Raw genomic sequence first — 21,368 nt, forward strand, 5'->3', positions numbered from 1 at the left:
GTCGGATTACCGTGCATCTCGGCGATGCCGCCGACAAATGGTGGCCCACCTTGCTGAAGGGAATGCCGAGGCTGACGGTTCTGGCCTGATACCCGACAACACCACAAAGCACGCATCAAGAAAGGCGACCACCACGGCGGCCGGCGGCCACGGCTGCGCCGACGATCGACATTAATGCCTATAAGTTATAGATAACCATTATGTAAGTCAGATGGGGAATAGGCTAGCGGCGATCAAACGACTCGATGACGTTGAAGTGGATCGGAACCGGCAGCCACTCGGTTTAAACCCCGCATTCGGCACCCTGATGAATGAGGGGGGATAATGTCAATTCCATGTTTATACTGAAAGTAGAGGAACAGGAAAAGTAAGTAATAAATATTGAAAACCATTAACCGGATAGCTCTCAGGCTAATTCCGGATTTTTCTACGTCTTCTCAGGGTGTTTAGAAATTTCTTAAGGGGTTCTCTCTAAGGAAAAACTGAACACTTTTCAATAAGCAGCTTATTAGCTACGAACCAATTAAACACTGTGATCTTAAATCACTGGTGGAAATAATTACGTTCATAAAAAGGAGAAAGGGGATTTATGAAAGTACAGGTACAATCAGCAATCATGTCATATGGCAAGTCTGTAAGCGCTATTAAGACAATACAATCTGAAACAGATAATTTTTATTTTGTTGTTCTTCCATACCTTGAGGAGGTGAATCGTTATAAAAATGAATGTAATAGTTTTCTTCCCGATTGGAATCAGCTTATTGAACCATCAAATGTTAAAGGGTCTAAAAATAGCAATCTTCTGATAAATCTTAAAGAGCGTACAGGTTCAGTTGTTACGACTCATGCTATGTTCGATAAACTGTCTGATGAGCAAATTAGAAGTATAAAAAAGCGTCCAATGTTCCGTGGTGAAAAGATGTTGGTGTTAGATGAAACTATTGATCTCGTAAAACCTGTGAGTTCTTCAAAGATAACTATTAAAGAACTTAAAGCAGATGTTGAGAATGGGTACATTGTTGTAAATGAAACTACAGGTTTAGTAACTTGGAATAACACATTAGAGTTTGAAGGTAAAGAAGGAAGTTATCGGCATCATGAGTATTTAAAAAATCTTTGTGAGACGGGAATGCTTTATTTCCTTGATGGTCGCTATGTGATTATGGAGCTATCAATGGATTTTTTAGAGTGTTTCGACCGTGTACTGGTTCTTACTTATCGCTGGACTTCAAGTATTATGGCCAATTTCCTAAAAGTAAATGGAATAAAATGGGAGGTGTTACCATTAAATCAAGAAAGAGTGTTAGACGTATATAAATATATTTCAGAACATCTCGTTATTCCTGATGAATATTCTATTGACGAATACAAGCTTTCACAACGTGGCTGGAACGATAATGCTGAAAAAATTAAAAATTTATTTAATGGATACGTTAAGCAAGCAATGAGAGATTATGATATTCCGTTAGAAGAAGTTTTGTACACCACCTTCAAATTTGCAGATGGTGAAGACATGCAGAAGTATTTAAAGACATTGTCTATTGGTAAATATCAGAAGAAAGATAAGACAGGAAATGTGGTTCCGGTCAACTTCCTAAGTCATACAACGCTAGGAACGAATGACTATAAGCATTGTAGGTTAATGGTTTACGGAGTATCTAAGCATATTATGCCGGGTGTCCAAAGCTACTTTGCTCAAAAGGGTAGTTCTATGCCTGGTGATGATTGGGAGCTTTCCAGCATCATTCAATGGCTGTTTAGAGGTTGTATCAGAGATCAAGACAGCGGCAAGGATATGATTGCAGTGATTTTATGCCCAAGAATGAGAAAGATGGTACAGAGCTGGCTTGCAGGGATAAAACGACAAGTAGAACAAGGCAGTCTTGATGAATCCTCAAAGGATGTCATCGAGATTGATCCCAAGACCCGTAGAAAAAAGATGCAGAACTTTAAACAATGGATACAAAAGAATCCAGGCGGTGAGTGTTTTAGTTTTCATGATTACCTTGAGCATGGTGGGCCAAACCTGAAAAGGAAACTGAAAAAGATAGCTTGAGAAATAGCCCCTGTATAGGCAGTGGTTATTAAAGTAGACAAACCACAATATACAGGGGAGTGTTATGAGAAAAATACAAGAACATAAAAATACAACATCTAGGGAGAAGGTGGAAAACAATGTTGAGGCAATTTATCAAGTAGCAAAAGACTATAGGGATATTTATGGTCAACCTGTCAAGTTTAATAAGAAAGATAAAAAGAAGTTGGAAATGATAGTAAATCTAATTGATTATGAGAATGTTCTGTACAAATCCCGTGGAGAGCTATCTAAGCTTTTGGGAATTGATGATTCTGGTAACTTAATTAGATTCTTTAGGAACCTTGATAAAAAAGAATATCTTCGTTATGTCTCGCGGAACAATGCTTATGGCGAAGATATAAAACCACATTACATCAAGATATATATTAATCCAATATATGGCTGGCGCGATAGTGAGCGTATTACTAAAGAGGAAGCATTAAAGGAGTATCGCTTATATCAAGATTTATCTGAAGCTTCAAAGTTTGATATTACTCTATCTCAATATTTTATAGAAGTAGATGAATTTGATTAATAATAACCTGTTTGCGAGTGTGCACTCTATTAAGCCAGGTGTGCATTTGTAAGGGGTTTAACAGCCCTCCAACTGTTAAGCCCCACCTCTTAAGCTCTGCTGGTAAATCTTCCCCTTTCCTTCCTTTGGATTTACTAGCAGGCACCTAAGCTAAGAACACAGTAACTATCCTGATAGGCTTTTTAAAGCCTTTAAGAATCTCATCGTTTACGGCGCGGTGGGGTAGGTTGTGCCCTATTAAAGCGCTTATCTCCTAGCGTGGGGCACCTTTCTAAGAACTTATCAGGATAGTTGCTGTGCAACAAAATCAGAATATAACAACGGAGAAAATTATGCCTACCTCAAAGACCGCAAACGATTCAATTTATATAACGAGAAGTGATAGCAAACGTATTGGCATTCGCTTTTATATTGGTGGTTTCTGTAAGCACTGTAAACAGAAAAAGACTATACGTTATACCTGCAATAGTTGCTGTGTGAATTGCGCGCAGGCTTGGAAAGGAAAATCTTGATGAAAAATAATCCTTACATAACTGTTAACGATATTCCAGCCCATATATTTAAAAACAGAATTCTTACTGATCCTGTTGGTGAGGAGTTCAGCGCTTACTTGCGTTACATGTTAGATAATCATCCCGACGATCTTTATTATATATTTAAGCATGGGCAGAAATATACAGGTTATGGGGGAGCTTTCACTATGGTTTTTGAACGTTGGCTGGTTAAGATAGAAAACAATTTAAAGAAAAAGGTTAAATAATGACTAACTTTAATAAACAATATTCATATCCAGTAGAAATACATAATAGTATTCAGTATCAAGGAAAGGTTGATCTACGTGTTGATAACCAATTCCAAACATACCGTTCAATGCTGGAAGATTCAGTGATTGCAGGCTCGACCAGTTTTATTAAATCTGTTTTGAATCGTAAGTTTCAATTAAAACCCCATGGTCGCTCAACACAGAAAGAAAAAGATGTTGTAGGCGCTCTTAATAAGTCTCTTGAAGACCTCAAGCCATATTCATTCAATCGGTTTATGAATAACGTGCTTAGTCTTATTGAATACGGTACAAGCTTGCAAGAAGTGACATTTGAACGTAAGCGTGGTTTTCAAGTTTTTAAAAGCTTTAGTCCTATCAGCCTTCAGAGCATTAATAAGTTTGTTTATGATCGTGGTGAGCTGAAAAAGTTAAAGCTTACACCACCTAATAACGATGGTCTTATTCAAGATGTTGTTAAAGCCCCAACTGAAATTGCTGGTGCTAAAGTCTTGGTTTTCTCATTTCAAGCAGATAATGATAACCCACTTGGAAAATCACTTTTAAGAGGTGCCTATTCAACATGGAAAGAAAAAACTACGTACCGAGAATTGAACCTTGTAGGTGCCTCTAAGAGTCTTTCAGGTGTAATGAAAATTGAAGTTCCATCGGATTATTTGAATTCCTTTTTTACAGACCCTGCTAGTGACCAAGCAGTTCTTGTAGATAATTTAATAAAGCAAGCTGAGTTGATGGGGGCAGGACGATCAAGCTTTGTTGCATTACCTAGCGACACGACAGAAGCGAATGCCAAGCTATTCAACGTAGAACCTATCAAGGGTACTGATAGAGGTGGCTTTGAAATTGAGGATAGTATTGCCCGATGTAACCGTGAAATCTTTATGAGCCTTCAAAGCGCTGTGCTAAGCCTTGGTCAAGATGGTGAATCGAGCGGTTCCTATGGGCTATCTAGTACCAAGAGTGTTCTTCTAAATACGTTCCTGAGTTCCGTACAGGACACTATCGCTAGCGAGTTTATGAAAGGTGTCAGACTTGCTTTTGAATTAAATGATCTTACAGATGAACGACTTCCTTCTATTCAATGGGAAGAAATGCAGCAACCCACTTTTGAAGAATTCGTTGAAGGAATAAAAGCAGTTGGTATGTCTGGCCTTGTAGAGCCTACAGGGGAGCTTAATCAATGGATCATTGAGAAGATCGGTGCTCCTGTTAATACCGCTGGAGGAGAAGTATCAGGTCTTATGAATATAGCACGGCAACAAACAGGGGAGGGTGCTAATAGTGGATAATATAGAACAAGTACGTTTAAACATTGGTGATACAGATACTGAAGAATACTTTCTAGATGACACTGTAATTAGCTTTCTCCTCCAAGAGAATGGTAATAATGTTCTTGAAACTTCAATAGTAGCCCTTGAAGCAATTATCAATAACATTGCACTACAGCCTGAACGGTGGCGTATTGGTGATGCTGCTGAATCAAGGGCAAGTGTAGACCAGCTTGAAGACCGTTTAAAGTCACTTATCAATAAACGCAATGCTAAGGCTTACACAGCCATTCCAATTATCTTACATCCTTCACGTAAGAATTGGGATGATATTGATAAAGTATTTAATTGAAGAGGTTGATTATGGGAATTTTTGAAAAACTAAAAAAAGCAAAACAACCTGCACCTAAAAGTAACGTTGGTTCTGAGAAAGTTAATGAAATTACCATTTCAGAAGCCGAATTAAGAAAAACCTTGAAGGGTTTTTTATACAGTGAAGACTTGGTTGAAGAAATGCTTCCTACGTTCCGTAAACTTTATGACGGGCATCCTGAGTTTAAAGAAGTTGTAGAGTTAATCCAAGCTAAAGAAAAAGAGCTTAATAATATCAATGAACAACAGGGTTATTTTAATCAGGATTCAAACCCTAATGATGATCCTGAAAAGACTTCAGATAATACTGAAGATGAAGAAGGTGGTAAAGACTACCTGATGGAAATTCTCGAAAGCCGATATGGTGAATAAAACTAAAAGAGGTAAATTTAATGACTAAAATTAATACGGTAAGTGCTAAAGGCGATAGCTTTCTGGTACATTCTGATGATTATGATGTGATGTTTGATGCATTGAACGTTACTGTTTCTGGCGTTGCTGGTGATGTTCTTGAAACTTCTGATGCCAAAGTTACTGATACTTCTGCTGAAGTGTTAGGAATTCTAGCTGAAGATACAGACGGTTCCCAAGGTAATGTTCGCGTTATGGTTCGTGGCAATCCTACAACTGTTGATGCTCAGAAACTTAATTATAACACTTCTGTCGCTGCCGATATTGATGCCTTGCTTGAAGAAAAAGGTATTGTTGCAGTAAACAAATAAATAACTATAAGGATTAATATTTATGTTGATTGATAACGATAAAATCGTTGATCGTACTGAAGCCATTTCTAAGGTGCCTACTAACCCTGGTCTAATTGGCTCCATGAACTTTTTCCGTACCCGTAACGTTGCAAGTGATTATATTACATTTGATGTTAGTGAAGGGGCGCTGAAGGTTCTTAACGATAAACTACGTTCTACTGCTGATAAGAATACTGTTGATGATAAGCCTTTTGACCAGCACGTTCTTAAAATCCCCCACTATCCGCTAGAAAGTACCATTACTCGTGACCAGCTAGCAGGTGTTCGAGCATTCGATAGCGAGTCAGAAAAGTCTGTTGCTAATGCCCTTGCAGAGCACCTTGGCGACCATAGTGACATGATCGACTACCACCACGAATATCAGCAAGCTAAGATGCTGTTCAATGCTCAGCTTGTAACCGATAACTTCGGTACTTATGACCTTGCTAGTGAGCTTGGTGTTTCTCAGGGCACTAAAACCCTTAGCTATACCAACTATGGGGATACTTTGAAGCAATTCCGCGAAATGCAGAACGCTTCTAAAGCTGGTTTGGTCGGTGGCCGTGCTCAAGGTTTCATTCTGTTTGCTGGTGATGACTTGTATGAATGGCTACTGGCAAATGATGACTTTGAACGCGCTATGCAGATGAATAGCTGGCAAGGTGCAAACCCTTTGATGAATGAATTGGGTAGCATTGGTGCAGGTTATCAAGCATTTACTTTTGGTGGCACCACCATCATTAACTATAACGATTCCTTCGCCAAGCCTGATGGTTCTCAAGACCAGATTCTACCTTCTGCTGAAGGTTTGATGGTTCCCCGTGCTCAGGTCGGTAAACACTTCTTTGGCCCTCAGAACACGCTGCAAGGGCTTTCTGGTGGTGGTCAGCGGGCCTTTAGCCGTACTGTTCGTGATGAGCGTGACCGCTTTGTTAATGTTGAATCTGAAACAAATAGCCTACCTATTCTTGAGAGCGTAGGAAGCACTATTAAGGTTGATTTTACCGCTTAAAATATAAAATCTTTTATAGAAGGGCTGGCTGGCAATCGCTGGCTGGCCTTTTTTTATGCCTGAAAATAACTAAAGGGGTTAATAAAAATGGCTAAGAAAAAGGAGAGGGATTTTACCTTTCATATTGACCAAGAAATATTATTTGACGATATTGAAATCTTTGCACCATTGAGTAAACAGCATGAATTGTTTATTAACGATGATGAAAACGCAATTATTGCATACGGTGGCGGCAGTGCTTCAGGTAAATCACATTGTTCGCTTCTAAAGCTGATGATTGATTGTATTGAACAGCCTGGGTACAACGCACTATTAGCTAGGGAATCACTGGTACAGCTTAAAAGTCCCGGTAGCCTTTGGGAAGAAGGTTCTCGAATGTTTGATCATGTTGGAGTGTCTTCTAATCAGATCAATAATCAGTGGCGGTTCCCTAATAAGTCATTTATTAAATGCCACTTTCTAAAGAATAACCAGAAAGATTATCAGGGTATGCAACTATCAGCCGCTATCATTGAGGAAGCTTCACAGATAAATTCTTGGGATGATATATGGTACATAACAAGTCGCCTACGTGGTAAAGGTTCTAAGACAAAGCAGTTGCGCATGACCTTTAACCCTGATAGAAATTCACCACTTTGTCAGTTAATTATTAAGGCGGGGTATATCAAAGATGATGGTTTTCCAGACCTTGAGAATTGTAATAAGACAAAGTATCTAATTCAGGTAAACGGTGAATATGAGTTTTATGACTCTCGTAAAGACATAGAAGATAAATACGGTGAAAATGCTGCAAAGGCTGCTTATTCTTTCATCTATTATACCGCTACTGTTTACGATAATCCTGCAATAATTAAAGACCAGCCTGAATACTTGTTCAAATTGGAGAACCTTAAACCTGTTGAAAGGGCTAGGCTTCTGGATGGTAACTTTTTAGCGTCTGAAAATGCTGCGGGATATGTGAAAAGAGAAGACTTTAAAGAGATTGAATTGAATGAAGTTCCTTTTAGTCTCCCTACAGTTAGAAGTTGGGATTTAGCAGCCACGCCTGTTGATCCTTCTAAATCAGATAAGCAAGGAGGGAATCCAGATTTTACAAGGGGTACACTCTGTAGCTATGACCGTGATACTGGAAACTTTTTTATTCTTGATATGAAGTCTATTCGTGATCGTTCAGCACTTGTTGACAACCTTGTTATGAAGACTGCACGGGAAGATTCTAAATACGATGCTTATACCATCATAACTCAGGATTCTGGCGGTGCAGGTAAGGAAGTAGCCGAAACAAAACGTTCTAAACTTCTTGCTCAAGGCTCTAAGCCTATAATTCATAAAGCGCGTAAGGCCAAGATGAAGATGGCAGAGAACTTTATTATTGCCGCCCAAGAAGGTCGTGTTCATGTTGTTAAAGGTGCTTTCTCTGCTGCCAACTACTCAGAACTTGAGAACTTCTTAGGTGATGGTAAAAACAATGGTTGGCATGACGACATAATGGACACTCTTTCTCAAGCTTATTCAGTGCTTACTACAGGTCGTTTAATACCTACCATTAAAGTTTCACGTAATAATCCAAGGCTTAACAATCTTTTTGGAAAAACAGTCTTAAACTAACAAAGGATATAATATCATGCCTAATCGTTCATTCTATCGTACACCTGTTGCTTTCTATGCTTCTTATGGATTCCGCGATCCTGATACTGGCCGTTGGGAAGAGGGCTACACTGATCCACTTATAAGGAAGGTTAATCTACAGCCTTTTAAAGATGGGGAGATGCTGACCTTTGGCGAATCTACTACCTATTATACAGAAGGGTATAAGAAGCTATATTTGAGAGGTGAACTAAGCTTTCCTGAAAATCCACCAGATGACTCAGAAATTGTTTTCTACTATGATAGTGCTTTCTATCAAGTTAAAGGAAATATGGACTATACAACACCTGGGAAAGGCCCGAAACATTTAAAGATGCTTGCTGTAAAGTTTGCTTCAGGAACAGAGCCTGATATTACACCACCTGTGATTTAACAAAGGAGTTGTTTAGTGTTTTAGGGGTGTGCATTTAACTAAAAATAGATTGGTATCCATTGGTAATATAACCATTAAAAAGGTGTGTAGTACCATAGTAATATTCGAAATATGGCATGGGTTATCAATTATCAATTCCTGATCTTTTGGCAATAATCTAGCATACTTGTAAGCAATACTTGCCAGCATAGTTTTAGATAGTTGTTATAATCTTTAATATTTAGTTGTTCAGTATTCTTGCGGGTTTGTACCATTAACATTCCCACCTTTTTAATAAATAATTGCTATTAGGTTTAGCAATTTAATAACAAAATACAATGGTGTTTTTCTCCAGTATTTATAAGAATTTCCCATTGACTATTAATTTAATATATGCATTTCTAGTGTTATTGATATCGTTGAATTCTTATTTAACATAAACAAGCTTCTACGAACTCGGCTCTCTTTGTTTCAACGCTTTTTTAGATACTGGTTTATGAAATATGTCAAGTATTGAACAGGATCATGGGAATGTCAATTGATAGGGGGCTTAGTGTGGGACAGCCCCTCATATCCCTCTCAACTTTCACTCTTCAAGCTTTGTTGCCCTTTCTCTTATAGTTTCTAAGCCTTCTTCTTCAAATGCAGTATTATATAGTGAGAATATAGCTAATCTTAATGCTTGCTTTTGCTCACATGTATAATCTTCATTGTTTAAAGAGCTTATCAGTTCTTGTTTTTTAATGTACCATTCATTAATGTTCTCTTCGTCTTCTACGCTTATTAATCGATCTTTCATTCCTTTTATGTTTTCCCTAATCCACTCTTGCTTTTCTTCAGATGTTATATTTTGAAGTTGGCATTGTTCTTCGTTCGCTGAAAAATAAATTGATGGTTTTAATCTGTCATCTAAAATCATCGTATAAAAGTCTTGACTCTCATGTTGAGCAATAATGCTAGCGCTGTTCTCTTCACCTAACCTTATTGTTCCATAAATCTGTGATGCCCCATTTTCGCTGTTTAAAACGGTAAAGCCACTCATCTGTTCTGCATTATAGCATTCATAACCATAGTTGCCTGTTGCTCTGTCAATGTGATTTAGATATGCAAAGCAATTTTCACCATTGCCCTTATCAATGTTAAAACTATCAATGCTTGTTGACACGCCCATCATTTCGCCATAATCATCAAGCCTCACGAATACTTCTTTTCTATCACCTGGGGTTAAATCAAAAGCATAGTCTTCCATTTCGCCAGGTATGGTTACTTGGAAATCTACAATGAAAGATTCTGAGTTGGTGCATTTGAAAAATGCTAAGTAATCGTCTGACATTGGTATGCTTCTAACTTCTTCTACTATTCCAGTTAGAGGAATAACCTTTCCTTCATAATCTTCCCAAGCTCTTTCTTTCTGAATGCTACTTGTAGTTTGGCCTGCAAAGTTTCTATTTAAGTCAAAGCAAGACGTTACTGGTGCGAACTCAACTTCTTTGTTTATAACTTCTCTAGCACCATCCACCAGCCATTCATATTCTGAAAAGTTCTCTGGTAATTGTTCGCTCGAATGAGTAACGCTGCTGAAGAGTAAAGTTATCCCTGTGAATGCAATTGAACCGTATCTTTTCAACATGATCTTCCCTTACTTGTTTATGACCTTTGTAAGGTAGCAAAACGTTTCTTGTTAAGTAAAGAAGACTTTGGATGTTGTTTCTGCTGGTGCTCCATTTGGTGATACATTTCGGTGATACAAATTAAGTAAAACGAGCCTTCCTCGCAATTATTTTACGCAAGACCATTAGGAATGGCTGTGTTAAAATGTTCATAGCAGAACTGATTAGTTCTTTTTTAAATCAGTAGGTTAGTTACCGCGCTGGAGGCGCAGGCAGAGTGAGCGATAAACTGCTGTGTGAAATTTTCAAAAGCACGCGTAAAGATGAAATGTATCTCTACGTTGATAAGCGTCAGGGGCTGGAAAGCGTCCCCGAGGCATTACTCGGATCGTTTGGAAAACCCCAGCCGGTATTAACCATGATCTTAACGGCGGATAAAAAACTGGCGCGTGCCAATGCCGCCGAGGTGGTTGAGGCGATTGCCTCCCAGGGCTTTTATTTACAAATGCCGCCTGGCGATGAGCCTCATTTGTTGACGGAACACCTGGCCCAGCAGCGGTCACAACACCCGACTGGCGAATGAATTTTCTTGCTCATGGGTGGCTTGCCCGCGACGGTAGCGATGACTTTCTTTACGGCAATCTGATTGCTGATGGTGTTAAGGGTCGCGATCTCTCGGCTTGGCCCGATGCTACGGCACTAGGTATTCGTCATCACCGCCGTGTGGACGCCTGGGTCGATGGCCACCCGCGTGTCAAAGCGGTGTTGCGTCGCGCGCCTGCAGCACAGCGACGCGTTGTTGGCATTGCCTTGGATATTGTTTGGGATCACTTTCTCTCCCTCGAATACCACGCCGATCATCAGCAACAGGTATTGATCGAGCGCTGTTATCGGCTACTCAGTGAACGTTCAGCGCCAAACCGCCTCGCGGCGATGGCGGAGCCCTTAGTCGCCCACGACTGGCTGCGCGGCTATGCCGATTTTGACTTTACTTGCCGGGCCATCGCTGGCGTCGGCAGGCGGCTTTCAGGGCCCAACCGGCTAGCGGAACTTGTTCCATGGCTGCACGAGGATTACGCTCAATTAAAGGACGACTTTGATGCGCTTTGGCCCGCGCTTTGCGACGCCTTGGATAGTAAACGCCATTTTCCCAATGCACACGACCAGTAAGTTGAAGGTGATCCAATGACAAGCGCGCTGCGTGAACGCTTTTGGGAGCGTTATACGCTTGAAGAATTAACCTCTGCCGAGTGGGAAGCGCTTTGCGATGGCTGTGGCCAGTGCTGCCTGTTAAAGCTGCATGATGAGGAAACCCAGGAACTCGCCGTACTTAATGTCGCCTGTCGGCTATTGGATACGCATACTTGCCAATGCAGCGATTATGAAAATCGCTTTGCGTATGTGCCCGACTGTACGCAACTGACGCCGGCCCTAGTCAGGGAGTTTACCTGGCTACCGGCCACCTGCGGCTATCGGCGCGTGGCCGAAGGCCGCAAACTGGCCGGGTGGCATCCGCTGCTGAGCAACGATGCTGAGTGTGTTCACCGTAAAGGCGTCAGTGTGCGTGGCTATGCCGTCTCCCAAGACGACGTTCCCGAGCAACAGTTGGAATCCCACATTATCGCCGTGTTGCCGATGTAACCTGCCGTCCATGGCTATCTGGTTAATCTAATCAGCCAGCCCGAGTGCCCAGAGGATGAACGCATCTTGCCGGGCCGCGTCCCGCCACGCTTTAAAACGCCCGGATGCGCCCCCGTGGCCGCTACTCATGTCGGTATGCAGCAACACGGGGGCTGTACCCTGTTGCTGTTGGCTAACGCGGGCGTAATATTTCGCCGGTTCCCAGTAGCTTACCCGTGTATCAAACCAGCTGCCTTCGAGCCACAAGGCAGGGTAGTGCTGTGCGGTAATGTTATCGACGGGGGAATAACGCGCAATGCGATCGGCCACCTCTGGGTGGGCGGGGTTACCCCATTCAGTGTATTCGGCAGTCGTTAGTGGTAATGATGGGTTCTGCATGGTGCGTAATACATCCAGGAACGGAACCTCCAGGACGGCAGCGCAAAACGCCTGAGGCGCACGGTTTATGCAGGTGCCGACCAATAGTCCTCCTGCGCTGGCCCCGCAGGCGACAATCCGTTGCGGGTCGCTAACTCCCTGGTCGGCGAGGGCGTCGCGCGCGGCGAGAAAATCGTCAAAACTGTGTTCTTTATGCGCCATTTTGCCGTTTAAATACCAAGGCTCGCCGCGTTCCCCACCGCCGCGCACATGCGCCACCGCGAAAGCGACACCCCGCTCAAGCAATTCCAAACGGGCAATGGAAAACCACGGATCCAGTGGCTCACCGTAGGCGCCGTAACCATACAGCAGGGTGGGCAGCGGCTGGTCGGCGAGGTCGCGACGCATCACGATGGATACGGGTACGCGTTCACCATCGGCGCTGGTGGCCCAAAGCCGGCGGCTGACCAGCTGTTCAGGCGCTAAGCTGCCATATACCGGTACGCTTTTGAGCAGCGTGCGTTCGCCGGTGGCTAATGCTAAGTCGTACCAGCTAGGTGGGCGGGTAAACGACTCTTCGCGTAAACGCAGCACGCGCGTATCAAAGTGCGGAGCATCTTCAAGCAATTGCGAGCAGAGAGGCTCCGGCTGGTCGAGGTAGGCGTCGTGGGTCACCTGGTGGTGCGTGTCCAATTCCAACTGACGCAACCGTACCTGAGCTTGGTTGTGGTCGCGTTCCCCAAGCATTAACCCCCAGGCGAAGGCATCCACGCCCTCAAGCGTGGCGTCCTCCCGTGCCGCCACGAGCGGCTGCCAAGCGGGAGTGTCGCTGTCTAGAGCCTCAATGGCTATATAGTCCAGTTGGAAGTGGGTGCTGGCTTGATTGTGTAGACGATAAAATACGCCGGGGCGGTGGTCTATCGTATACTCAACCCCTGCTTGGCGGGGCTGAAGGCAGCGTGGTGTCGCCATAGGTGTTTGCGCCGGAACCACGTGGACTTCGCTGGTGTCTTTAGAAGCGCTTTCAAGCACCAGCCACTCGCGGGAGCGGGTTTTACCCATGCCCAACCAGAATTCCGAGTCGTCCTCACGTAGCAACAACGTGGCTGACTGAGAGTGTGGCACTTGGCCAAGGACGATGGGTAAACACCATATGCTGTCCGGACGCTGGGTATCGTCAAAGCGGGTAAATAGCAGTGACGCTGCCTCGGGCGTTTGGTCTTCAGCCCAACAAACGCTGGGGCCGATGTCGTTTAGCAATGGAGCGGGGTCACCGTCGGGCAGGCGCTTTAACCATAGGCGAAAGCGTTCGTCGCCTTGGGTATCTTCGGTCCAGGCGAGCCACTGCTCATCGGGAGATAGCGCCATATCGCCCATTTCGTAGAAAGCTTGCTCAGCGGCGCGGGCGGTGACGTCTAAAATACATTCACGAGTGTCGCGCTGCCCGTTGCGATGACGCCACCAGCAAGGGTATTCCGCGTCGGCAGCGGTTTCGCTCCAGAACGTAAAGTGGTCGAGCGTTGTCGCAAGACTGGTTACCGCCAGTTCGCGGCGGCGTAAATGGCCGTCATAAAGAGCGTCGGCAAGCGGTTCTAACGGTTTGAACCATGCGGCATGTTGCCGGTTGGCTGCCGTCAAAAAACCGCTGACATCGGTGCAGTCACGCTGCTCCAACCAGTGCCATTGTGGGTCATCCGCGCGATAATAGTCGGTGACGGGGTGGTCGTTGTGCATGGTTGGCTGTGCTTTCATAAATTGATAGGTACCATAACGGAAAATCTACGTTGGGTGGGGTCACCCTCATAAGGAGTATTATGCTGTTTGCAGATTCAATGTCACTGTTGTGGTTAAGTTATTACGGTTTGTCGCTGGTGGCACTAGTGGCGGTGTACTTCGCGTTTGCCTTTTTGCCCCGGCCAGCGCGCCTGGTGGTGACATGGTGTATTGCCGGAGCGATGTGGGCACCCGCGCCGTTTCGTTTGCCGCTGATAGAAGAAGGCGAGTTTTATTCCGGGTGGGCTCCTTCGGCCATGGTAGCGGCTGTGGGATTTTTAGAGAGCAACGGCGGTGCGCTACGTAACGGTCTGATCTGTTTGGTGTTGGGCATGGTGTTAGGCAGTTTGGTCGGTGTGGCACTGTGGTGGCGCGGTCGCGACAAGGCTGATGCTGCACCCGTGGAAGAAGACTATCCAGCTGACGATCCCGATGACGCGCGTCGCCGTGAACCGGTGATCGGCTAGTCTCAACAGGAGCGCGGAGATGTGTGAGCTGTTGGGGATGAGCGCCAATGTGCCGACCGATATTTGTTTTAGCTTTGCGGGTTTTTTGCACCGCGGGGGTGGAACAGGGCCTCATCGCGACGGCTGGGGTATTGCCTTCTATGAAGAAGGTGGTTACCGGGAATTTCGCGATCCGCATCCGTCGGTCGATTCACCCATCGCACGGCTAATTTGTGATTATCCGATCAAGTCCCGCGTGGTAATCAGTCATATACGCCAAGCCAATGTGGGTAGCATTGGCTTGGCCAATACCCATCCGTTCACTCGAGAAATGTGGGGGCGGCCATGGTGCTATGCGCATAATGGTCAGCTCAGCGACTGGCAGTCATTGCCGTTGGGTTTCTACACGCCGGTAGGCACCACGGATAGCGAGCACGCCTTTTGCTGGTTAATGAGTGAGCTTAGAACGGCATTTCCCACGCCGCCGGAAGCGCCAGCGTCGTTGTGGCACACCCTACACGGCCTGTGTGAGCAATTACGCGGATTAGGCGTGTTTAATTTACTGCTCTCAGACGGCACCTATCTCTATACCTACTGTTCAACAAAGTTAGCGCACATTACCCGCGCGGCCCCTTTTGGTGAGGCGGAACTGTCCGACGCCGAGTTAACGGTGAACTTCGCCGAACACACCACGCCTAACGATGTGGTGTCGGTGATTGCCACCGAGCCGTTAACCCATAACGAACAGTGGCAGCGCATGCAGCCGGGGGAGCTGCTGGTGTGGCGTGACGGACGCATTCAGGCGCGCTGCTTGAGCCAAGCCTAAGTGGTGACTAGGGCTAAAGTTGAAACGTAAGTTTCAATCGATCGTTTTACAGTAGTGGGCGCGTCGTATATCGTTGCGTTCTTCGCGACTCGACAACAACAAGGTCGGTGACGACATCGACATGGAAACTGGAGATTGACCATGAGCGAGCAAGCTGATGCCCCTATTCTTCGCGGCCCCGCGCTTGAAGGGTTAGAGCAGTACGGTGCCGTTACCGACGTTTTTCATGCAGCGGTTGAGCGTTTTAAGGATAAGCCGGCGTTTAGCTGCATGGGCAAGACGCTCAGTTTTACTGACCTTGACCGGCTATCATCCAACTTCGCCGCTTGGTTGCAGCACGAAACCGATCTAGTTCCTGGCGACCGGATCGCCATACAGCTGCCCAACGTACTGCAGTTCCCCGTTACGGTATTTGGCGCGCTGCGAGCGGGCTTGGTCGTGGTAAACACCAACCCGCTGTATACCGAACGCGAAATGGCCCATCAATTTAAAGATGCCAACGCCAAGGCGATTGTGATCCTGGCCAACATGGCGGACAAGCTTGAGCGTGTGTTGGATAAAACCGACATTAAGCATGTCGTGGTGACCGAGCTTGCCGACTTACACGACTTCCCCAAGCGGTTGTTGATCAACAGCGTGGTGAAATACGTCAAGAAAATGGTTCCCCGCTATTCACTGCCCCAAGCGGTAAGCCTGCGCGATACGTTAAATAAAGGCGCGGCGTTGAGTCATCGCGATGTCACCCGCGAGCAAGACGACTTGGCCGCGCTTCAATATACCGGGGGAACGACCGGTATGCCCAAAGGGGCCATGCTTACCCATCGAAATCTCGTTGCCAATATGTTGCAGGCCAGAGAAGCCATCGGCGGCAACCTCACCGACGGTAACGAGTTAGTGATTGCGCCGTTGCCCGTCTATCACATCTACACCTTTACCGTGAATTGTCTGTTTTTGATGGAGACCGGCAACCATTCGGTATTGATCACCAATCCACGTGATTTGGATGGCTTTATCAAATCATTGAAAGGCCTGCCGTTTACCGCCTTCATTGGTCTCAATACGTTGTTTAATGCGCTGTGCAACCGCGATGACTTCAAGCAGCTCGATTTTTCAAAGTTGCACCTAACCATTTCAGGCGGGATGGCATTGACCAAAACCTCGGCGAAGCGCTGGGAGGAGGTCACGGGTTGCCCAATTGCCGAGGGCTACGGGTTAACGGAAACCTCGCCGATTGTCAGCTTTAACCCGACCGATGCCATTCAGTTAGGCACTATCGGTAAACCTGTGGCGGGCACCGCGGTTAAAGTGGTGAATGCCGACGGCCAAGACCAGCCGCTGGGCGAGCCAGGCGAACTGTGCGTGCAAGGGCCCCAGGTCATGAAGGGTTACTGGCAGCGCGAAGAAGAGACGCGTAACTCCATTGATGCTGATGGCTGGTTCCACACCGGCGATATTGCCGTGCTTCAAGACGATGGCTATATCCGCATTGTGGATCGTAAAAAAGACATGATTCTGGTGTCCGGGTTTAACGTTTATCCTAACGAGGTGGAGGACGTGGTCGCCGCGCACCCTGACGTAGTGGAGTCTGCGGCGGTGGGTATTGCCGATGAGGCGGCGGGTGAGGCGATTAAGCTGTTTGTGGTCAGCAAAAATCCCGACCTGGATGCCGAAACGCTTCGTCGCTGGTGCAAAAGTGAACTCACCGGCTACAAAGTGCCCAAGGTCATTGAGTTTCGCGATGAGCTCCCCAAAACCAACGTGGGTAAAGTGCTTCGCCGTCAGCTCCGTGACGAGGATAACCACACCGCTGCCTCGTGAGGGCAGCGTGATTTATGCGTGTGGCAAGTGAACGCGTTACAATGGTCTGCCCGCTCTGATGAGCGGGCAGATTTTTTATACGTGCCACCCTGACAGTGCTAATAGGATCTGGACATATTGTGACCAACGATACGCCGCTTGCATCAACCTCTGACGCTCAACGCCTCAAGACGCTAACGTCTGCGGTAGCCAATGTGATGCGCCGCGATGCCCAGCGCTTTGAGCGCCGGTTGTCGGGGTTATCGCGCCGCCTGAAAGAGGGCAAGCCGATTGATCGCGGTTTGGATGAACTGGAAACCGAGATGGCCCGGGCGCAGCAAGTGCTTTCTCAACGAGAGAATCAGTCGCTTAACTGGAACTATCCGCCCGAATTGCCGGTGGTCGAGCGCCGTGAGGATATTCTTGCAGCGTTGCGCGATCATCAGGTGGTCGTGGTGGCCGGGGAAACCGGTTCCGGTAAAACCACTCAGTTACCCAAGATGTGCTTGGAGTTGGGTCGTGGTCGGCGTGGTTTGATTGGTCACACCCAGCCCCGTCGGCTTGCCGCGCGCAGTGTCGCGAGTCGGCTTGCCGAAGAGTTGGCGGTGCCGCTGGGCGAGCAGGTGGGTTATCAGGTTCGCTTTACCGACCAAAGCAACGAGAACACCCTGGTCAAGCTAATGACCGACGGGATTTTGCTGGCTGAGACCCAGCATGACCCACTATTGCTGCGCTACGACACCATCATTATTGACGAGGCCCACGAGCGTAGCCTGAATATCGACTTCTTGCTCGGCTACCTTAAACGCTTGCTACCCAAGCGCCCGGATCTATCGGTTATTATCACCTCGGCGACCATCGACGTAGAGCGCTTTGCCAAACATTTCGGCACCGCCCAAACGCCCGCGCCGGTGGTAGAAGTGACCGGGCGAACCTACCCTGTGGAAGTGCATTACCAGCCGCTGGTGCGCGACGGTGAAGACGAAGAAGACCGCACGCTGCAAGAAGGGATCCTCCACGCCGTCGAAGAAATCGAGGCGTTGGAGCGTGAAAAAGGCTGGCAGCATGGCCCGCGCGATGTGCTGGTATTTTTGCCCGGCGAGCGGGAAATTCGTGAAACCTCCGATACCCTGCGCCGCGCCGAGCTGCGTGGCTGCGAAGTGCTCCCCCTGTATGCGCGGCTTTCCAATGCCGAACAAAATCGCGTGTTCTCGTCGCACCGCGGACGGCGCATCGTCTTGGCCACCAACGTCGCCGAAACCTCGTTGACCGTGCCCGGCATCCGTTATGTGATTGACCCAGGACTGGTTCGCATCAGCCGTTATAGTTACCGGTCAAAAATTCAGCGCTTGCCGGTGGAGCCGGTCAGCCAGGCGAGTGCCAATCAGCGGAAGGGACGCTGCGGACGTATTGCCGAAGGCGTGTGTATTCGGTTATACGGCGAGGACGATTTCCTAGCGCGTCCGGCGTTTACCGACCCTGAAATTCAGCGCACCAACCTAGCGTCGGTTATTTTATCCATGCTGGCGCTCAAGCTTGGCGATATTGAAGATTTCCCGTTTGTCGACCCGCCGGATAGCCGCTTCGTCAAAGATGGTTTCCGGCTGCTCTTTGAGCTGAGCGCCGTCGACGAACGTCAGCGAATAACGTCGCTGGGCCGCAAGCTTGCACGATTGCCCATTGATCCGCGGCTGGCGCGTATGGTGCTGGCCGGTGCCGAGCAGGGCAGCTTACGCGATGTGCTGGTGGTGGTCTCTGCGCTGGCGATACAAGATCCCCGCGACCGCCCGGCGGACAAACGTCAGGCTGCGGATCAGGCTCATCAGCGTTGGCACGACCCCGATTCCGACTTCGTGGCCCTTTTAAACCTGTGGCACGGTATTGATAACGCCCGCGAATCGCTGTCGGGCAATCAGTTGCGTCGCTGGTGTCGCGATCACTACATTAATTACCTGCGGGTGCGCGAGTGGCACGATACGTTTCGTCAACTGCGCCAACTGCTGCGGGATATGGATATCGAGGTGCCTGCGCCGACGCCAGCCCCTGCGGATGAAAACGAAGAGCAGGCCCGTCAGACGCGTCGCAAAACGTCAGGAACATTGCACAAGGCCTTGTTAGCCGGACTGTTATCTAACTTGGGAACGCTGTTGGAAAACCGCGAATACCTGGGGGCGCGTAACCGTAAATTCATGATCCACCCAGGTTCTGGGTTGGCGAAAAAAACGCCCAAGTGGCTGATGGCGTTTGAGCTAGTGGAAACCTCCAAGCTGTTCGCCCGTACCGTGGCCAGGATTGATCCGCAATGGATTGAGCCGCTGGCTTCGCATCTGGTCAAGCGCAGCTACAGCGAGCCTCACTGGGAAATGAAGCGTGCCCAGGTCGTGGCGTTCGAGCAGGTGACCTTGTTTGGGTTGCCCATCGTCAACCGTCGACGCGTGCATTACGGCCCCATCGCTCCTGCAGAAGCGCGCGAGTTGTTTATTCGCCGAGGGTTAGTAGAGGGTGAATTTCACACCAAGGGCGCGTTTTTTGCCCATAATCGGGCGCTGATTGAAGAAGTCGAGTCGCTGGAGGATCGAGCCCGTCGGCGTGACATTCTAGTCGACGAAGACAGCTTATTTGCGTTTTACGACGAACGCCTGCCGGCCGAGATTGTGAATGGCAAAGGCTTCGAGCACTGGCGTAAGCAGGCCGAGCAGCAGGATCCGGCGCTGCTCAAGTTTGATATTGAGGCGCTCAAGGCCCGTGATGCCGCAGACGTTACCCAGGCGCAGTACCCTGACCATTTGACCCTGGCAGGCGTGGCCTACCCATTGAGTTATCATTTCGACCCGGACGCAAAGGATGACGGCGTAACGTTGACCGTTCCCGCCGCGATGTTGCCTCAGCTACCGGAGTATGCCCTGGAATGGTTGGTGCCGGGCTTGCTGCGCGAAAAATGTATCGCCTTGATGAAGGCTTTACCCAAGAGCATTCGGCGGCAAGTCGTGCCGATTCCCGACTGGGTGGATGCAGCGCTGGGATCATTAGTACCTGATCAGCGGCCGTTAACCGAGGCACTGGGCGAGTTTATTCGTCAGCGGACGGGCACGCGCGTACATCCTGACGACTGGCGTCTTGATACACTGCCTGCGCACCTGGTGATGAATATTCGCGTCGTTGACCATGCGGGTGAGTTATTGGGCCAAGGGCGTTCGCTGCGCGAACTGGAAGCGCAGTTTGAAGCGGCGGCGAAAGCAGGTGCCCAAGCGCTCGCCAATCAGGTGAGTGAGGCCCCGGCATTATCGGGGTTACCCGATGAACCGTTACCCGATTCTCGCGTGACCACTCAGGCCGGCATTCGGGTGGAAGCTTACCCCGCCTTGGTTAACGAAGCCGATACGTTTAAGGTAACGCTGTTTGATCACGCGGCAAAAGCGCAGGCGGCCCACCAAATGGGCGTGGCCCGTTTAGCCATGCAGCAGTGCCCAAGCCAAGTTAAAGCGATTAAAGCGCTGCCGGCGCTGGAAAAATGCGCCCTGCTGTTTACTAATGTGGGGAGTAAACAAGCCTTAATCGATGATGTGCTGGTGGCCGTTTTTACCCAAACGGTGGCGCAAGCGCCGTTGCCCCGTTCGGCAGCCGATTTAACCGATCGCTTAGCGGCGGTGAAAGCTGATTTAGTGCCCCATGCCGAACAGTTATTGGTTGAGGTAGAGGCCGCTTTGCAAGGTCACTTAGCCGTCAGCAAGGTGCTAAAAGGCAAGCTCAATTTTGCGTTGGCGCTGGTGTACAGCGATGTGAAGGCGCAAATGCAACGCCTGGTGTACCCCGGTTTTATTACCCAGGCGGGGGAGTGGCTGTCTGAATATCCGCGTTACACCGAAGCCGCGCTGATTCGGCTTGAAAAGGCTGCGCGGGAGCGAGGACGCGATCAATTGCTGATGCAAGACGTCCAGGCGATGGAAGAAAAGTTTGATACACGGCGCGAAAACGAACGTCGTGGTCGCGTTGAAGACCCGGCGCTCGTCGAGTTTGGCTGGTGGCTACAAGAGCTACGCGTATCGCTATTTGCCCAGCAGCTAGGCACGCGCATGCCCGTCTCGGTAAAACGTTTAGAAAAACGCTGGCAAGAGATAATTAACGTTTAGG

At 47.6% G+C, this 21,368-nt stretch carries 19 protein-coding genes; 17 read left to right on the forward strand and 2 right to left on the reverse strand.

Annotated elements, in window-relative coordinates; translation table 11 throughout:
* Nucleotides 1–589 precede the first annotated feature (589 nt).
* The 10 genes from BLR97_RS18295 to BLR97_RS18340 all read left to right on the forward strand — a co-directional run bounded on the left by BLR97_RS18295 (nucleotide 590) and on the right by BLR97_RS18340 (nucleotide 8,808).
* On the forward strand, nucleotides 590–2,056 hold the full coding sequence (locus BLR97_RS18295; RefSeq protein WP_089708181.1) for a hypothetical protein: 1,467 nt from the start codon (nucleotides 590–592) through the stop codon (nucleotides 2,054–2,056).
* Nucleotides 2,057–2,120: 64 nt separating this feature from the next.
* Entirely contained in the window at nucleotides 2,121–2,612 is a 492-nt protein-coding gene (locus BLR97_RS18300; protein ID WP_089708182.1) for a hypothetical protein, read from the forward strand.
* Nucleotides 2,613–3,123: 511 nt separating this feature from the next.
* Nucleotides 3,124–3,372 (forward strand): hypothetical protein, encoded by a 249-nt coding sequence (locus BLR97_RS18305; RefSeq protein ID WP_089708184.1) that lies wholly within the window; start codon nucleotides 3,124–3,126, stop codon nucleotides 3,370–3,372.
* Nucleotides 3,372–4,682, forward strand: coding sequence for a phage portal protein family protein (locus tag BLR97_RS18310; RefSeq protein ID WP_089708186.1), 1,311 nt, complete (start codon nucleotides 3,372–3,374; stop codon nucleotides 4,680–4,682). The genes BLR97_RS18305 and BLR97_RS18310 overlap by 1 nt, the downstream gene beginning before the upstream one ends.
* Nucleotides 4,675–5,013 carry a hypothetical protein gene (locus BLR97_RS18315; protein ID WP_089708188.1) on the forward strand — a complete coding sequence of 113 codons (339 nt, stop codon included), beginning with the start codon at nucleotides 4,675–4,677 and terminating at the stop codon, nucleotides 5,011–5,013. The genes BLR97_RS18310 and BLR97_RS18315 overlap by 8 nt, the downstream gene beginning before the upstream one ends.
* 11 nt (nucleotides 5,014–5,024) lie before the next feature.
* On the forward strand, nucleotides 5,025–5,405 hold the full coding sequence (locus tag BLR97_RS18320) for a hypothetical protein (protein WP_089708190.1): 381 nt from the start codon (nucleotides 5,025–5,027) through the stop codon (nucleotides 5,403–5,405).
* A 20-nt stretch (nucleotides 5,406–5,425) separates the two neighbouring features.
* On the forward strand, nucleotides 5,426–5,755 hold the full coding sequence (locus tag BLR97_RS18325; RefSeq protein WP_089708193.1) for a hypothetical protein: 330 nt from the start codon (nucleotides 5,426–5,428) through the stop codon (nucleotides 5,753–5,755).
* A gap of 22 nt (nucleotides 5,756–5,777) precedes the next feature.
* Nucleotides 5,778–6,788 (forward strand): major capsid protein, encoded by a 1,011-nt coding sequence (locus BLR97_RS18330; protein ID WP_089708195.1) that lies wholly within the window; start codon nucleotides 5,778–5,780, stop codon nucleotides 6,786–6,788.
* Nucleotides 6,789–6,875: 87 nt separating this feature from the next.
* The gene (locus BLR97_RS18335; RefSeq protein ID WP_089708197.1) at nucleotides 6,876–8,396 is read left to right on the forward strand and encodes a phage terminase large subunit; all 1,521 of its coding nucleotides are present in this window, start codon (nucleotides 6,876–6,878) and stop codon (nucleotides 8,394–8,396) included.
* A gap of 16 nt (nucleotides 8,397–8,412) precedes the next feature.
* Nucleotides 8,413–8,808 carry a hypothetical protein gene (locus BLR97_RS18340; RefSeq protein ID WP_089708199.1) on the forward strand — a complete coding sequence of 132 codons (396 nt, stop codon included), beginning with the start codon at nucleotides 8,413–8,415 and terminating at the stop codon, nucleotides 8,806–8,808.
* Nucleotides 8,809–9,373: 565 nt separating this feature from the next.
* Here the strand turns inward: BLR97_RS18340 and BLR97_RS18345 are convergent.
* The gene (locus tag BLR97_RS18345; protein ID WP_089708200.1) at nucleotides 9,374–10,417 is read right to left on the reverse strand and encodes a hypothetical protein; all 1,044 of its coding nucleotides are present in this window, start codon (nucleotides 10,415–10,417) and stop codon (nucleotides 9,374–9,376) included.
* A gap of 257 nt (nucleotides 10,418–10,674) precedes the next feature.
* Between BLR97_RS18345 and BLR97_RS18350 the strand changes: the two genes are divergently transcribed.
* Genes BLR97_RS18350 through BLR97_RS18360 form a run of 3 tightly spaced genes read left to right on the forward strand, consistent with a single transcriptional unit; the run spans nucleotide 10,675 to nucleotide 12,038 of the window.
* The gene (locus BLR97_RS18350; protein ID WP_089708202.1) at nucleotides 10,675–10,980 is read left to right on the forward strand and encodes a YcgL domain-containing protein; all 306 of its coding nucleotides are present in this window, start codon (nucleotides 10,675–10,677) and stop codon (nucleotides 10,978–10,980) included.
* A complete protein-coding gene (locus BLR97_RS18355) occupies nucleotides 10,977–11,567 on the forward strand; it encodes an acyl carrier protein phosphodiesterase (protein ID WP_089708204.1) in 591 nt (196 codons plus the stop codon). The genes BLR97_RS18350 and BLR97_RS18355 overlap by 4 nt, the downstream gene beginning before the upstream one ends.
* Before the next feature lie 15 nt (nucleotides 11,568–11,582).
* Complete coding sequence (locus tag BLR97_RS18360) at nucleotides 11,583–12,038, forward strand: YcgN family cysteine cluster protein (RefSeq protein ID WP_089708206.1); 456 nt, start codon at nucleotides 11,583–11,585, stop codon at nucleotides 12,036–12,038.
* 27 nt (nucleotides 12,039–12,065) lie between these two features.
* Here the strand turns inward: BLR97_RS18360 and BLR97_RS18365 are convergent, their stop codons facing one another.
* Nucleotides 12,066–14,147, reverse strand: coding sequence for a S9 family peptidase (locus tag BLR97_RS18365; protein WP_089708208.1), 2,082 nt, complete (start codon nucleotides 14,145–14,147; stop codon nucleotides 12,066–12,068).
* A gap of 62 nt (nucleotides 14,148–14,209) precedes the next feature.
* Between BLR97_RS18365 and BLR97_RS18370 the strand changes: the two genes are divergently transcribed.
* The 4 genes from BLR97_RS18370 to hrpA all read left to right on the forward strand — a co-directional run bounded on the left by BLR97_RS18370 (nucleotide 14,210) and on the right by hrpA (nucleotide 21,367).
* Complete coding sequence (locus tag BLR97_RS18370) at nucleotides 14,210–14,635, forward strand: hypothetical protein (RefSeq protein WP_089708210.1); 426 nt, start codon at nucleotides 14,210–14,212, stop codon at nucleotides 14,633–14,635.
* Between the two features lie 19 nt (nucleotides 14,636–14,654).
* The gene (locus BLR97_RS18375; RefSeq protein WP_089708212.1) at nucleotides 14,655–15,440 is read left to right on the forward strand and encodes a class II glutamine amidotransferase; all 786 of its coding nucleotides are present in this window, start codon (nucleotides 14,655–14,657) and stop codon (nucleotides 15,438–15,440) included.
* Between the two features lie 141 nt (nucleotides 15,441–15,581).
* A complete protein-coding gene (locus tag BLR97_RS18380; RefSeq protein ID WP_089708214.1) occupies nucleotides 15,582–17,258 on the forward strand; it encodes an AMP-binding protein in 1,677 nt (558 codons plus the stop codon).
* A 197-nt stretch (nucleotides 17,259–17,455) separates the two neighbouring features.
* Nucleotides 17,456–21,367, forward strand: coding sequence for an ATP-dependent RNA helicase HrpA (gene hrpA, locus BLR97_RS18385; RefSeq protein ID WP_244511404.1), 3,912 nt, complete (start codon nucleotides 17,456–17,458; stop codon nucleotides 21,365–21,367).
* The last annotated feature ends 1 nt before the right edge of the window (nucleotide 21,368 follow it).

Source organism: Vreelandella arcis, from assembly GCF_900103865.1.
GTDB lineage: Bacteria > Pseudomonadota > Gammaproteobacteria > Pseudomonadales > Halomonadaceae > Vreelandella > Vreelandella arcis.